Here is a 13844-nt window from a genome sequence, read left to right as displayed (position 1 = left end):
TAGGTGTGGCGGTACCCAAAGATCTGCGCCGGGACAAGGGGTGGGTGGGCCAGTTGATTGAGCTGCAGCTGGGGGCCAGTGCCGGCAGCAAGCCGGAGCAGGACTTTCCGGATCTCGGCATCGAGCTCAAGACGATCCCGGTCGATCCTCAGGGCCGACCGCTGGAAACCACCTTTGTCTGCGTCGCGCCGCTGATCGGCGTCAGCGGTCAGCGCTGGGAGGAGTCCAACGTGCGCAACAAGCTGTCACGGGTGCTCTGGATCCCGGTCGAGGGGAGCCGCGAGATCCCGGTTGGCGAGCGGCGGGTGGGGATGCCGCTGATGTGGAGCCCCAGCGAGGAGGAAGATCAGCTACTGCGCCAGGACTGGGAAGAGCTGATGGACATGATCGTGCTGGGCGAGGTGGAGCAGATCAGCGCACGCCACGGCCAGGTGATGCAGCTGCGCCCCAAGGCCGCCAACAACAAGGCGCTGACTCGCGCCATCGGTCGCGATGGTCAACCCATTATGACCCTGCCGCGCGGTTTCTATCTCAAGATCGATTTCACCCACAGCCTGCTGCAACGCTATTTTGCCTTGCCAGTTTGATCTGCTTTATCAACATCTTTGTCATAAGGTGGTATAAAAATAGGCAGGAGCCATTTTTAACTCACAGACAAGGAGGCGTCATGCCACTTACCAAGCAGTTTCTCAAGTCCAAACCAGAGGTGAAGGTGACCTTCGCCGTCGAGAAGGAGGCCGCAGCAGGCGCAGAACAGGTGATGCTGATCGGCGAGTTCACCCAGTGGCAACCGGTCGAGCTGAAGCGCATGAAGAGCGGCGAGTTCAAGGCCACCCTCAACCTGCCGACCGACGGACCGGAGAGTTTCGAGTATTGCTACCAGTTCATCACTCCGGAGGGAGAGACCCTTTACGAGAATGACTGGCAAGCTGATGCCTACGTACCCAGCCCCTACGGCCGTGACAACTCGGTGGTACGAGTGATCCAGTAACGGCAACCAGATAGCCAATAGACGGATACAAAAAAGGCTCGCCATTGGCGAGCCTTTTCACTACCTGTCGATAAATCGACACCAATTCGAATCGAATTAGTTGAGCTTCTCTTTGATACGAGCAGCTTTACCGGACAGGTTGCGCAGGTAGTACAGTTTGGCGCGGCGAACATCACCACGACGCTTCAGTTCTACACTGTGGATCAGCGGAGAGTGAGTCTGGAATACACGCTCAACACCTTCGCCGTTGGAGATCTTGCGAACGGTGAAAGCAGAGTGCAGACCGCGGTTACGCTTGGCAATTACGATGCCTTCGAAAGCCTGCAGACGCTCTTTACCACCTTCTTTAACACGAACTTGAACACGTACGGTGTCGCCCTGGGCAAAAGCCGGGATGTCGGTACGCATTTGCTCTTGTTCAAGCTGCTGAATAATCTTGCTCATTGTCTTTCCTTACCTAGGATAAACTGAAAACTCTACTTAACGCTGTCACACACTTCGCGGACATACTCGGCAAGAAGTGATTCTTGCTCGTCAGTCAGAGCTAGGTTGTTAATAAGTTCCGGCCTTCTTTGCCAGGTTCGTCCGAGCGATTGCTTGAGACGCCAGCGCCTAATCACTTCGTGATTGCCGCTTGTCAGCGCCTCGGGCACCGCCAGCCCATCCAACACCTCCGGCCGAGTATAGTGGGGATGATCCAGCAAGCCATCCGTAAAGGAGTCCTGCTCGGCACTGGCCTGATCACCCAAGACTCCTGGAACCAGACGCGAAACCGCATCGATCAGAGTCATGGCAGGCAACTCGCCACCACTTAACACGTAATCCCCGATAGACCACTCTTCGTCGACTTCGGTTTGTATCACGCGTTCATCAATACCTTCGTATCGACCGGCTACCAGAATCAGTTTCTGATTCGTCGCCAACTCGGTTACGCCCGCTTGAGTCAGCTTGCGTCCCTGAGGGGAGAGATAGATGACTTTCGCCCCGTCTCCCGCCGCTTGCTTGGCTGCATGAATCGCGTCACGCAGCGGCTGAACCATCATTAACATGCCGGGCCCACCACCATAAGGACGATCATCGACCGTACGGTGTTTGTCGTGGGTAAAGTCCCGAGGGTTCCAGCACTCAATCTGCAGCAGGCCACTCTTGACGGCCCGACCCGTTACCCCGTGCTCGGTAATGGCTCGGAACATTTCAGGGAAGAGGCTAATCACCCCAATCCACATAAGAAACCTCCGGCACTCGTGTTACCGCGGGAAACTAGAAACCAGGATCCCAATCAACTTCGATTGTTCGAGCAGTCAGATCAATATTCTTGATCACCTGCTCTTCCAGGAACGGAATCAACCGCTCCTTTGCACCAAAGGCATCTTTTACATTGGCCTCAACCACCAACACATCGTTGGAGCCGGTTTCCATCAATTCGGTCACCTTGCCCAGGTCGTATCCCTTGGTGGTCACTACCGAGCAACCAATCAGGTCACGCCAGTAGAACTCGCCCTCGGGCAACGCAGGCAACAGATCGGCGGCTACGCCAATCTCGACATTGGTCAATGCCAGGGCATCCTCGCGCACATCGATACCATCGAGTTTGCAGATCAGACCCTTGTTGTGACGTTTCCAGGATGAAACCCGAATTTCACGCCACGCCCCGTTCTGATTAATCAGCCAGGGGTTGTAATCGAAAATCGCTTCGGCAACATCGGTGAAGGAGTTCACTTTAAGCCACCCCTTGATGCCGTATACGGTACCCAGGGTGCCCAGAACTACAGGTTTTTCCACCTTAACTCCTTACCGTTTGACTGATTAAGCAGCTTTGGCAGCGTCTTTGATCAGCTTGGCAACGCGCTCAGAAACAGCGGCACCAGTAGCAACCCAATGCTCGATACGAGCCAGGTCCAGGTTCAGCTTTTCAGCTTGACCAGCAGCAACCGGGTTGAAGAAACCAACGCGCTCGATGAAACGACCGTCGCGGGCGTTACGGCTGTCAGCAACTACTACCTGGTAGAACGGACGCTTTTTCGCGCCACCACGTTGTAAACGAATGGTTACCATATCGTCCTCATTAACATCTAATGAACAAGGCCCGCAAACACGCGGACCCTAGCTTAAAATAAGCCGCATAATTCTACTTGGATTCGTAATAAATGCAACCAAGCCAGCCATTTTTTGCGCAGAGCAGCAATGAAAAGGGTCTGCCGGTGGCAGACCCTCATGCAATACGTTAGCGCGGATAATCAGAACGGGCCACGACCGCCACCAAATCCCGGTGGCAGCATGTTCTTCATCTGACTCATCATTTTGCGCATGCCGCCCTTGCCGGACATCTTCTTCATCATGCGCTGCATCTCGGTGAACTGCTTGAGCAGCTTGTTCACGTCCTGCACCTGCATGCCGGAGCCTGCGGCGATACGACGCTTGCGGGAGCCCTTGATGAGGTCAGGGTGAGCGCGCTCTTTCGGCGTCATGGAGCTGATGATGGCCTCCATTCGCACGGTGAGCTTGTCATCCATCTGATCCTTGATGTTGTCCGGCAGACCGGACATACCGGGCAGCTTGTCCAGCATCCCCATCATGCCGCCCATGTTACGCATCTGGGCCAGCTGCTCGCGAAAGTCCTCCAGATCGAAGCCTTTGCCGCTCTTGACCTTGCTGGCCAGCTTGGCAGCCTTCTCTTTATCGACGTTGCGCTCGACCTCTTCGATCAGAGAGAGCACATCGCCCATGCCGAGGATACGGGAGGCAAGACGATCCGGATGGAACGGCTCCAGCGCGTCGGTCTTCTCACCCATACCGATGAACTTGACCGGTTTGCCGGTGATATGGCGTACCGACAGGGCTGCGCCGCCGCGGGCGTCGCCGTCCGCCTTGGTGAGGATCACGCCGGTGAGCGGCAGCGCTTCGTTGAACGCCTTAGCGGTGTTGGCGGCATCCTGACCGGTCATGGCATCCACCACGAACAGGGTCTCGACCGGTTTGATGGTGGCGTGCAGATCCTGGATCTCGGCCATCATCTCGCTATCGACGTGCAGACGACCGGCGGTATCGACGATCACCACGTCATAGAATTTCTTGCGCGCCTGATCGATGGCGGCAGTCGCGATGGCAACCGGCTTCTGGCTGGCATCGCTCGGGAAGAAGTCGACGCCGATATCGCCCGCCAGGGTTTCCAGCTGCTTGATCGCCGCAGGGCGGTAAACGTCGGCACTGACTACCAGCACCTTCTTCTTGTTGCGCTCTTTGAGCAGCTTGGCCAGTTTGCCGACCGTGGTGGTTTTACCGGCACCCTGCAGACCGGCCATCAGGATGATGGCGGGCGGTTGGGCAGCCAGATTGAGCTGCTCGTTGGCCTCACCCATTACGGTGACCAGTTCGCCGTGCACAATCTTGATGAACGCCTGACCCGGGCTCAGGGATTTGGCCACTTCCTGGCCGACGGCACGCTCTTTGACGCGCGCCACGAAATCACGCACGACCGGCAGGGCGACGTCCGCCTCGAGCAGCGCCATGCGGACTTCGCGCAGGGTTTCCTTGATGTTCTCTTCGGTCAGGCGGCCGCGGCCACTGACATTGCGCAAGGTGCGCGAGAGTCGTTCAGTCAAATTCTCAAACATGACGCATTCCGGTTCTTGGCGTTGTAAATGGGGGGCATTATAACCCAGAGCAGCCGCGAGGACGATTATTCGCCGCACTGCCGCTCATCGATGCTTCATCCCTATATATGGGCGGATCGGCCATTGCACAACTGGCGAGCATTTCGCGTGCAAGGTATACTGCCCCTCTTACCCTCAAAAGCTTGTGCATCAACGACCTGGTTATGATCGTAATCTCTGTTCTGGCCCTGGCGTTTTATCTGCTGGCCATCATCGCCTCCCTGCATCTGTTACTGAGCGCCAAGCCGGTAGGACAGCGCTCCCTCTTTGCCTGCATCGGACTGGCCCTGATCGCCCACGCTACCGCCCTCGGAACCGAGGTGTTGCAAGGCTCCGGCCAGAACCTGAGCATGCTCAACGTGGCCTCTCTGGTGAGTCTGATCATCAGCACCTTCATGACCTGCATTACCCGCCGCTTCAACGGCTGGATCCTGCTGCCGGTGGTCTACAGCTTTTCGGCGCTGCTGCTGGCGGCCAGTGCCCTCATACCCGGGCGCTATATCACCCATCTTGAGGCCCATCCCCAGCTGTTGCTGCATATCGGTCTGGCGCTGATGGCCTACTCGGTATTGATGATCGCCTGCCTCTTTGCCCTTCAGCTCGCCTGTCTGGACAAGCAGCTCAAGTCGAGAAAGATCAGCCAGTTGCCAGCCATGCCCCCCTTGATGACCGTCGAGAAGCGGCTGTTCCAGCTCATCTCCGCCGGCGTGCTGCTGCTGACCCTCTCCATCGCCTCGGGGCTCTTCTTCCTCGAAGACATGTTCGCCCAGGGTAAATCCCACAAGGCCGTGCTCTCCATCATCGCATGGTGCATCTACGTGCTGCTCTTGTGGGGCCATCACACCTATGGCTGGCGTGGCCGCAAGGTGGTCACCCTGAGCCTGATCGGCAGCGTCATCCTGACCCTGGCCTATTTCGGCAGCCGCTTCGTCAAAGAAGTGCTGCTGAGCTGATAACCGTTAGTCACACCATCTACAGGAGCCCTTTTTGGACAGCATCTCAACGAGCACACTACTGATTGTTCTCGTTATCTTGATCCTTCTATCCGCCTTCTTCTCCAGTTCCGAAACCGGTCTGATGTCCATCAACCGCTACAAGCTGCGGCATCTGGCACAGACCAAACACAAGGCGGCCCGTCGGGTAGAGAAGCTGCTGTCACGCCCGGATCGGCTGCTCGGCCTCATCCTTATCGGCAACAACCTAGTCAATATCCTCGCCTCCGCCATTGCCACCATCGTCTGTATCAGGCTGTTCGGCGATCTCGGTGTCGCGGTTGCCACCTTTGGCCTGACCCTGGTAGTGCTGGTATTCGGTGAAGTGACCCCCAAGACGCTGGCCGCCATGTTCCCCGAGAAGATTGCCTACCCCGCCTCCTGGATCCTCAAGGGGCTGATGGTGCCACTCTCCCCGCTGGTCTGGCTGATCAACGGTATCACCGGCGGTCTGCTCAAGATGCTGAAGATCACGCCAAACAAGGATGACTCCCTCAACACCGAGGAGCTGCGTACCATAGTCAACGAGGCGGGCAGCCTGATCCCCCAGCGCCATCAGGAGATGCTGCTCAGCATTCTGGATCTGGACAAGATGCTGGTCGAGGACATCATGGTGCCACGCAGCGATATCTACGCCATCGATATCAATGACGACTGGAAGAGCATCCAGCGCCAGCTGGCCCACTGTGCCCACACCAAGATCCTGCTCTATCGCGACAGCATCGACGACGTAGTGGGCTTTCTCCACGCCCGCGACGCTCTGCGGTTGATGGCTCGGGATCAGTTCAACAAGTCGAGCCTGCTGCGGGAAGTGGACGAGATCTACTTCATTCCGGAAGGTACGCCGCTCAACGTGCAGCTGGCCAAATTCCAGCGCAACAAGGAGCGAATTGGCCTGATCGTCGACGAATATGGCGACATTCAGGGGCTGATCACCCTGGACGATATTCTGGAAGAGATAGTGGGCGACTTCACCACCTCCATGACGCCGACCCCGAGCGACGAGATCCATCCCCAGCCGGACGGTTCGTTCCTGGTGGAGGGGTCAGCCAGCATTCGCGAACTGAACAAGGAGATGAACTGGCATCTGCCCATCGACGGGCCGCGTACCCTCAACGGCCTGATCCTCGAATATCTGGAGGAGATCCCCCAGCCCAATATCGGGATCCGGCTGGCGGGCTACCCCATCGAGATCCTCGAAGTCGAGAACAACATGGTCAAAATGGCGCGGATCATGCCGGCTTCCTACCGGGCTGCCACAGTACCGCAGAATTGAAAAAGGGCTGCCACTGGCAGCCCTTTTTCATTGTTTCTCTTCACTGTTCATCTTCGTCATCCGGCTCCAGCACCAGCGTCGGGATCAACTCGCCAAACACTCTCTGCAGCTCGTCACGATTGGCCAGCAAATCCTGCAGCGTATAGCTGTCCATCACCGCCAGAAACGCATCCATCGCCTCTTTCAGCGCATTCTTGAGCAGACAGACAGAGACGATGTGACAGGCGGGCGAGCCACAATCTATCCCGTCCAGATTACCTTCCAGCGCCCGTATCACCTGCCCGATGTTGATGGTGGCGGGATCGCACGCCATGCGGATCCCCCCGTTCTTGCCACGCTGGGATTGCAGATAGCCCAGCTTTACCAGCTGATTGACCACCTTCACCATGTGGTTGCGAGAAACGTCGTACAAGGCAGAGACCTTGGCTACGCTCGAGAGCTCCCCTTCCGGCAGGGTGGCAAGGTAGAGCAGGGCTCTCAATCCGAAATCTGTATAACTGGTTAGTCTCATAAAGCCTGATTAGCGCGATGCGAAAAGTGGAGTATTGATTCAAATCAAATAAACATCTAGGATGCCACTTATTAAATGGTATTTTAGATGTTCAATTAACGACGAGGCTCCCTATGCTAGACCAAACCACCATTGCCGTCATCAAAAGCACCATTCCTCTGCTTGAATCAGCCGGCCCGGCGCTAACGCAGCACTTCTACCAGCGGATGTTCAGCCATAACCCGGAGCTGAAAGATATCTTCAATCTGGCCCATCAGCGCAGTGGTGGTCAGCCACTGGCGCTGTTCAACGCCGTCGCTGCCTACGCCAAAAATATCGACAATCTGGGGGTGCTGGCCGGCGCGGTCGAGCGGATTGCCCACAAGCATACCGGATTCCTGATCCAGCCAGAACAATATCACATTGTAGGTAGTCATCTCTTGGCCACGCTCAAAGAATTGGGCGGAAGTGCGGTCACTGACGAGGTGCTGGAGGCATGGGGCAAGGCATATGGCGTGCTAGCCGACATCTTCATCGGCCGCGAGCGGGAGATCTATCAGGAGAAGGCGAGCCAGGCCGGCGGCTGGCAAGGCACCCGCACCTTCATCATCAAGGAGAAGCGAGCCGAGAGCGAGCTTATCACCTCCTTCCTACTGACACCGGAAGATGGCAAGCCGGTGCTGACCTTCCAGCCGGGCCAATACCTCAGCGTCAAGCTGGTTCACCCCGAGCTCGAGCATCACGAAATCCGCCAGTATTCGCTCTCGGATGCACCAAATGGCCGCGACTATCGCATCAGCGTCAAGCGCGAGCCGCAGGGTCAGGTCTCCAACCTGCTGCACGACCGGCTGCAAGCGGGCGACAAGATTGAAGTGATGCCACCCACCGGTGATTTCTACCTGAAAGCGGATAGCCAGACGCCGGTCGTGCTGCTCTCGGCCGGGGTCGGTCTCACACCCATGATGAGCATGCTCAACCAGCTGCTGGCGAGCGGCCATCAGGCCGGCATCACCTGGCTGCACGCCTGCGAAGATGGTCGTGTCCACACTTTCCGGGAAGATATCCGCAGCAAAATCAGCCAGCACACCAATCTGGTCAGCCGGATCTGGTATCGGGAGCCCGCAGAGAGCGACAAGCAGGGAGAGGATTACGACTTCACCGGCACCATGGATCTGAACGCGGTGAAGAAGCGCATCACACCGCAGGCCCACTACTACTTCTGTGGCCCGCTCGGTTTCATGCAAGAGGTGAAACGACAGCTGATTGAGGCCGGGGTTCCCGCAAGCCAGCTCCATTACGAAGTTTTTGGCCCCCACCAAGATCTATAACATCCGGGTAGCCATATAACGAAAGGAGGTTCCAGCCTGTCATGGCACGGCGGCAGGAACCGGACCCACAGGTGCAGACCTGTGGGTCATTTTTTTGGATCAGTGCATCGCCTTGGCGCGGGCCACCACGTTGGCCGGCATCCGGTTGCCAAGCCGGCTCAGCAGACTGGCAGCCTTCTGATGCAGGGCTTTGTCACCGATAACGGAGCCGTGCAGCCAACGGTAGGCATCCTCGTAATCGAGCGGGCTCCCCATCCCCTGCAGCAGCATCTCGACCCACTCCATGCGAGCCCGCAGAAAACCGAGGCTGGCCGCTTCACGCATCAGCGTCTCGGCGCGAACCAGATCCTTCTGCACCAGCGTCCCTTTCCAGTAGTAACGGCCCAGCTGCTCCAGCGCGGGAGCCAGCCCCTGATTGGCCGCCTCCCACATATATTGCACACCCAGCTCGGCGTTGGACTTGGTACAGACGCCCCAGGCCAGCATATCCCCCCAGAGGAATTGGTAAGCCGGGATCTTCATCACCGACGCCCGCGCCTCGATATCCTGAGTCAACTGGCAGCGATCCTGTTTCACCTGAGTGAGGTGGCGTCCCTGCTCGATCCAGTTGAGCAGCTCGTCCTGACGATAGATGGCCACCGCCTGCAGGTCGCCGGTATTCAAAGGTGCCACCGAAGGCGCCGGTTCGGCAGGTGGCGCGGCTGGCACAGGAGCTGAAGCGGGCTCTGTAGCCGGAGCTGGTACCACAGGATCGGCTGGCAGCAGCACAGGCGCAGGGGCCGCAGTCACCGCTGCCGACGGAGCCGCCTCACCGGTAGCTGCGGGAGCAGGTGCCGCCGCTTCAGCTGGCAACAACACGGGAGCCGGAGTAGCAGTCGCCGCTGATGCGGGCACCGTTTCGCCAGCGGTGGCGGGAGCAGCCGAGGCAGCCGGCACCGGCTCGGCGGCATAAAGGGGCGCGCCAGCCAGACAGATAAGGGAGAGAAGGGTAAGGGGTTTCATCATAAGGGATCTCCTGCTGCTCTCTGTTATCGGCCACAACCCCCATCTCCTTAAGCTGGCGGGAGTCCAACAATGCAAAAGGGAGCCGAAGCTCCCTTTTGATGCGGTCATGCCGCTTATTTGACGAAGTCGACCCCCAGTTGGATATCGGCTTTCAGGGTGGCCAGCATCCCTTCCATCGCTTCCTGCTCGAAGGCACTCAGCTTGCCGTAGTCCAGCACGGTTTCAACACCGTTCTTGCCCAGCAGGATCGGCTGTGCAAAGAAGGTAGCGTGTTCGCCGTTGCCTTCAACATAGGCACACTCGATAACGTTGGCTTCGCCCTGCAGGCCCTTGATGAGCGACAGACCGAAACGGCAGGCAGCCTGACCCATGGAGAGGGTGGCGGAACCGCCACCGGCCTTGGCTTCAACCACTTCGGTACCGGCGTTCTGAATACGCTTGGTCATGGCGGCCACTTCTTCGGCAGTGAAGGAGGCGCCTTCAATCTGGGAGAGCAGCGGCAGAATGGTCACACCACTGTGGCCACCGATCACGTTGACGCGAACCTTGTCCACGTTCAGCCCTTTGGCGGCGGCGACGAAGGTCTCGGCGCGGATCACGTCCAGAGTGGTGACACCGAACAGGCGACGCTTGTCATAGACACCTGCTTTCTTCAGCACTTCGGCGGCGATGGCGACGGTAGTGTTGACCGGGTTGGTGATGATGCCGATCAGCGCTTTCGGGCAGGCTGCCGCACACTTCTCGACCAGATTCTTGACGATACCGGCGTTGATGTTGAACAGGTCGGAGCGATCCATACCCGGCTTGCGCGCCACACCGGCAGAGATCAGCACCACGTCGGCACCAACCAGCGCAGGAGTCGGATCTTCACCGCAGAAACCCTTGATGGCGACGTCGGTAGGAATATGGCTGAGATCTACGGCTACGCCCGGAGTGACCGGGGCAATGTCATACAGGCTCAGCTCGGAGCCGGCCGGCAGACGGTTTTTCAACAGCAGAGCAAGGGCTTGACCGATGCCACCAGCGGCACCCAGAACGGCAACTTTCATGATCAACTCCATGTTTAAGCGTAGGTTTAAGGTTATTTGTTCTTGTGCGCCCAACCTTAATGGATCCCCCCATAAAAAACAATCTGATAACAGTTGCAGTCACGGGTTATGTGAGCCAAGAAACAGGCAGCGAATAAAAATGGGGAAAAATCCAAAAAATTGGAGGGGAAGCACAGTTTTTCTGCACTTCACCCTCCCATAAAGAGGTAGTTATGCCGACTCAGACCTGGAATGCCAACGCCCGCTTTTCACACCAGCGAAAACCAATTGTTAACAATCCGTTCATGGTGAGGTAGAGGGCCCCCGCGACGCCGAAGACGGCAAGGGTGTCATAGGTCTGGGCATTGAGCCCCTGCGCCAGCCCCATGATGTCCATGATGGTGATGGTACTGGCGAGGGAACTCCCCTTGAGCACCAGGATCACCTCGTTGGAGTAGGCGGGCACCAGATGACGGGCGGCATGGCGCACCTTCATCCAGAGGGTCTGACGACCGTTAAAACCGAGCGCACGGCACGCCTCCACCTCACCGGCAGGAATAGCGTCGAGCGCCCCCTTGAACAGACGGGTGGAGTAAGCCGCCGTGTTGAGGCCCAGCGCCAGCACGGCACAGAACCATGGCTGCTTGAGCAGCGGCCAGAGCGGGCTCTCTTTAAGCCACTCGAACTGACCCGGCCCGTAGTAGATAAGGAAGATCTGGATCAGCAGCGGCGTACCGGTGAAGATCAACACCCACAGCTGCACCAGCTGGGTCGCTACCGGCAGCCGCAACTCCAGCACCCAGGTCATCAGGGCCGCCAGCACAAAGCCGAGCAGCAGGCTGAACAGGGTCAGCTCCAGCGTGGTGAGCAAGCCCCCCAGCAGGGTCACAAGATACTCTTGCATCGATTAACCTCCGTAGCGACGGGTGTAGCGGGCCGCGAGGCCGAGGCCATACTCGCTCACCAGGCTGATGGCCAGATAGATGAGGGCGGCGGCGGCATACCAGGTGAAGGGCTGATAGGTACTGGCCGAGGCCATCTGGGCCTGACGCATCATTTCGTTCACCCCGATAAGCGACACCAGCGCGGTGTCTTTCAGCAGCACCAGCCACTGGTTGCCGAGGCCCGGCAGGGCGTGACGCCACGCCTGCGGCAACACGATGCGAAAGAAGATGTGACGCTTGCCAAGGCCGAGCGCCAGCGCCGCCAGCCGCTGCCCTGAGGGTACCGCATTGAGCGCCGCCCGCAGGGTCTGGGTCGCATAGCTGGCAAACAGCAGGGAGAGCGCCAGCACGCCGCAGGCGAACGGGCTGAACTCCACATACTCGCCGGTGATGAGAAACAGCACCTGGGTCGAGCCAAAGTAGATGAACAGCACCACCAACAGCTCGGGCAACCCGCGGATCAGGGTGGTGAGGGTGGCCACCGGCCACACCAGAGCGCGCTGCTTGCTCAGCTCAGCCGCACTGAACGCCAGTGCCAATACCATGCCCCCGACCAGGGATGCCAGGGCCAGCCCGAGGGTCATCCAGGCTGCATCCAACAACAGGCTCAACATGGCTTAGTGCGCGAAGTATTTGTCGAAGATCTTCTGATAGGTGCCATTGGCCTTGATATCGGCCAGCCCCTTGTTCAGCTGGGTCAGCAACTCCTGATTGCCCTTGGCCACCGCGATGCCAAAGCCGGTACCGAAGTACTTGGCATCGGTCACCGGAGCACCCACCACGGCGTACTCCTTGTGCTGCTTCAGCCAGTCGGCAGCGACGGCGGTATCGGCAAACACGCCGTCGGTACGGCCGTTCATCATGTCGAGGAAGGCGCTCTGGTAGCTGGCGTAGGGCACGGTCAGCAGACCCTTGCTCACCCAGTTATCCACCAGATAGGACTGGTGAGAGGTGCCGTTCTGCACGCCGACCGTCTTGTCTACCAACCCTTCCGGCCCCTTGAAGGCGCCTTTTTTGGCCACGAACACGGCAGAGTTCTGGTAGTAGATGTCGGAGAAATCGACCTGCGCAGCCCGCTCCGGGGTCACGTCCATGGCGGCGATGGCTGCGTCATAGCGACGAAATTTCAGGCTGGGGATCAGGCTGTCAAAGGCCTGGTTGTGGAAGCTGCACTCCAGCTTGGCCTGCTCGCAGATGGCGTGCGCCAGGTCGATGTCAAAACCCTGAAACTCGTTCTTGTCGTCCAGATATTCGAACGGTGCGTAGGTGGCCTCGGTGGCGAACTTGATCTCTTTGGCTAGTACGGAGGTGCTCAGCAACCCCATGGCTGCGACCAGCAACAGACTCTTTTTCATGACAGCTTCCTTATCGATTCAGTATCAATGCATCAAGAATTCGGCAAACCGGCTGGTTTGCGGGGATTGGAAAATGGCGGCGGAGCCGGACTCGATGATCCGCCCTTTCTCCAGATAGATCACCTGACTGGCGACCTTGCGGGCGAAGTCGACCTCGTGGGTCACCACCACCTGGGTGATGCCGGTCTGGCTCAGGGTGCGGATGATCTCGGCCACCTCCTTGGTGATCTCGGGATCGAGGGCGGCAGTCGGCTCGTCAAACAGCAGCACTTCCGGATCCATCATCAGGGTGCGGGCAATGGCCACCCGCTGCTGCTGACCGCCGGAGAGGCGTGCCGGCCAGGCATCGCGCTTGTCGGCCAGTTGCAGCTGGGCCAGCAGATAGGCGCCCTTCTCGATGGCCGCCTCCTTGCTCATGCCCAGCACCTTGACCGGCGCTTCGATGAGATTCTCCATCACGGTGAGGTGTGGCCAGAGATTGTACTGCTGGAACACCATGCCCACCTTGCGGCGCAGCAGTTGGGACTGGCGATTGAATTCGGCAGCGGAGAGGGAGCTCGGGAAAGAAAATTCATTTTCCCCTATGCGCAGAACACCGGCATCCGGGGTGTCCAGCAGGTTCATCATGCGTAGCAGCGAGCTCTTGCCTGCACCGCTCGGGCCCAGCAGTACCAAGGTCTCACCGGGGGATGTCCGAAAGCTCACCTGTTGCAGTACCGGCACCTTGTGCCAGGACTTCTCGATACCTATTAATTCAATACCCATACAGCCCAATTGAATAA

At 58.3% G+C, this 13844-nt stretch carries 17 protein-coding genes; 5 read left to right on the top strand and 12 right to left on the bottom strand.

Translation table 11 applies throughout. The features are described 5' to 3' along the window. Positions 1 to 587: DNA mismatch repair endonuclease MutH (mutH, locus tag AACS24_RS04625; RefSeq protein WP_108572510.1), on the top strand; the 587-nt coding region annotated here is incomplete at its 5' end. A gap of 80 nt (positions 588 to 667) precedes the next feature. Further along, complete coding sequence (locus AACS24_RS04620; RefSeq protein WP_033114064.1) at positions 668 to 991, top strand: isoamylase early set domain-containing protein; 324 nt, start codon at positions 668 to 670, stop codon at positions 989 to 991. 96 nt (positions 992 to 1087) lie between these two features. Here AACS24_RS04620 and rplS read toward each other — a convergent pair whose 3' ends face one another. From rplS to ffh, 5 genes are all read right to left on the bottom strand, one after another. After that, positions 1088 to 1435 carry a 50S ribosomal protein L19 gene (gene rplS / locus AACS24_RS04615; protein ID WP_005308701.1) on the bottom strand — a complete coding sequence of 116 codons (348 nt, stop codon included), beginning with the start codon at positions 1433 to 1435 and terminating at the stop codon, positions 1088 to 1090. A 32-nt stretch (positions 1436 to 1467) separates the two neighbouring features. Next, a complete protein-coding gene (trmD, locus tag AACS24_RS04610; protein ID WP_108572508.1) occupies positions 1468 to 2217 on the bottom strand; it encodes a tRNA (guanosine(37)-N1)-methyltransferase TrmD in 750 nt (249 codons plus the stop codon). 34 nt (positions 2218 to 2251) lie between these two features. After that, on the bottom strand, positions 2252 to 2773 hold the full coding sequence (gene rimM, locus AACS24_RS04605; RefSeq protein ID WP_033114063.1) for a ribosome maturation factor RimM: 522 nt from the start codon (positions 2771 to 2773) through the stop codon (positions 2252 to 2254). A 24-nt stretch (positions 2774 to 2797) separates the two neighbouring features. Then, positions 2798 to 3046 (bottom strand): 30S ribosomal protein S16, encoded by a 249-nt coding sequence (rpsP, locus tag AACS24_RS04600; protein ID WP_033114062.1) that lies wholly within the window; start codon positions 3044 to 3046, stop codon positions 2798 to 2800. A gap of 182 nt (positions 3047 to 3228) precedes the next feature. Further along, positions 3229 to 4605 carry a signal recognition particle protein gene (gene ffh / locus AACS24_RS04595; protein ID WP_005341384.1) on the bottom strand — a complete coding sequence of 459 codons (1377 nt, stop codon included), beginning with the start codon at positions 4603 to 4605 and terminating at the stop codon, positions 3229 to 3231. Positions 4606 to 4808: 203 nt separating this feature from the next. Here ffh and AACS24_RS04590 point away from each other — a divergent pair, with 203 nt between their 5' ends. Together AACS24_RS04590 and AACS24_RS04585 are read left to right on the top strand one after the other, a co-directional pair. Next, a complete protein-coding gene (locus tag AACS24_RS04590; protein WP_033114091.1) occupies positions 4809 to 5597 on the top strand; it encodes a cytochrome C assembly family protein in 789 nt (262 codons plus the stop codon). A gap of 34 nt (positions 5598 to 5631) precedes the next feature. After that, positions 5632 to 6912: an HlyC/CorC family transporter gene (locus tag AACS24_RS04585; protein ID WP_108572507.1), complete on the top strand. Its 1281-nt coding sequence runs from the start codon at positions 5632 to 5634 to the stop codon at positions 6910 to 6912. 40 nt (positions 6913 to 6952) lie between these two features. Here AACS24_RS04585 and AACS24_RS04580 read toward each other — a convergent pair whose 3' ends face one another. Beyond that, the gene (locus AACS24_RS04580; RefSeq protein WP_033114060.1) at positions 6953 to 7423 is read right to left on the bottom strand and encodes an Rrf2 family transcriptional regulator; all 471 of its coding nucleotides are present in this window, start codon (positions 7421 to 7423) and stop codon (positions 6953 to 6955) included. Positions 7424 to 7536: 113 nt separating this feature from the next. Here AACS24_RS04580 and hmpA point away from each other — a divergent pair, with 113 nt between their 5' ends. Beyond that, positions 7537 to 8730 carry an NO-inducible flavohemoprotein gene (hmpA, locus tag AACS24_RS04575; RefSeq protein ID WP_108572506.1) on the top strand — a complete coding sequence of 398 codons (1194 nt, stop codon included), beginning with the start codon at positions 7537 to 7539 and terminating at the stop codon, positions 8728 to 8730. A gap of 99 nt (positions 8731 to 8829) precedes the next feature. On the opposite strand, the gene AACS24_RS04570 is transcribed toward hmpA, so the two are convergent. The 6 genes from AACS24_RS04570 to AACS24_RS04545 all read right to left on the bottom strand — a co-directional run bounded on the left by AACS24_RS04570 (position 8830) and on the right by AACS24_RS04545 (position 13827). Next, positions 8830 to 9438: a tetratricopeptide repeat protein gene (locus AACS24_RS04570; RefSeq protein ID WP_033114058.1), complete on the bottom strand. Its 609-nt coding sequence runs from the start codon at positions 9436 to 9438 to the stop codon at positions 8830 to 8832. Between the two features lie 410 nt (positions 9439 to 9848). After that, positions 9849 to 10784 (bottom strand): malate dehydrogenase, encoded by a 936-nt coding sequence (gene mdh, locus AACS24_RS04565; protein ID WP_042030754.1) that lies wholly within the window; start codon positions 10782 to 10784, stop codon positions 9849 to 9851. A gap of 220 nt (positions 10785 to 11004) precedes the next feature. Continuing rightward, on the bottom strand, positions 11005 to 11667 hold the full coding sequence (gene artM / locus AACS24_RS04560) for an arginine ABC transporter permease ArtM (RefSeq protein ID WP_108572505.1): 663 nt from the start codon (positions 11665 to 11667) through the stop codon (positions 11005 to 11007). Positions 11668 to 11670: 3 nt separating this feature from the next. Continuing rightward, on the bottom strand, positions 11671 to 12321 hold the full coding sequence (gene artQ / locus AACS24_RS04555; RefSeq protein WP_108572504.1) for an arginine ABC transporter permease ArtQ: 651 nt from the start codon (positions 12319 to 12321) through the stop codon (positions 11671 to 11673). A 3-nt stretch (positions 12322 to 12324) separates the two neighbouring features. Next, entirely contained in the window at positions 12325 to 13062 is a 738-nt protein-coding gene (locus tag AACS24_RS04550) for a transporter substrate-binding domain-containing protein (RefSeq protein ID WP_108572503.1), read from the bottom strand. Positions 13063 to 13086: 24 nt separating this feature from the next. Further along, a complete protein-coding gene (locus AACS24_RS04545) occupies positions 13087 to 13827 on the bottom strand; it encodes an ATP-binding cassette domain-containing protein (RefSeq protein ID WP_108572502.1) in 741 nt (246 codons plus the stop codon). Between the last annotated feature and the right edge of the window lie 17 nt (positions 13828 to 13844).

The organism is Aeromonas sp. HMWF016 (genome assembly GCF_963878195.1).
Lineage (GTDB): Bacteria > Pseudomonadota > Gammaproteobacteria > Enterobacterales > Aeromonadaceae > Aeromonas > Aeromonas lacus.
Note: the sequence above shows the minus strand (reverse complement) of the source record. Positions and strands in the feature narration are given on the sequence as shown.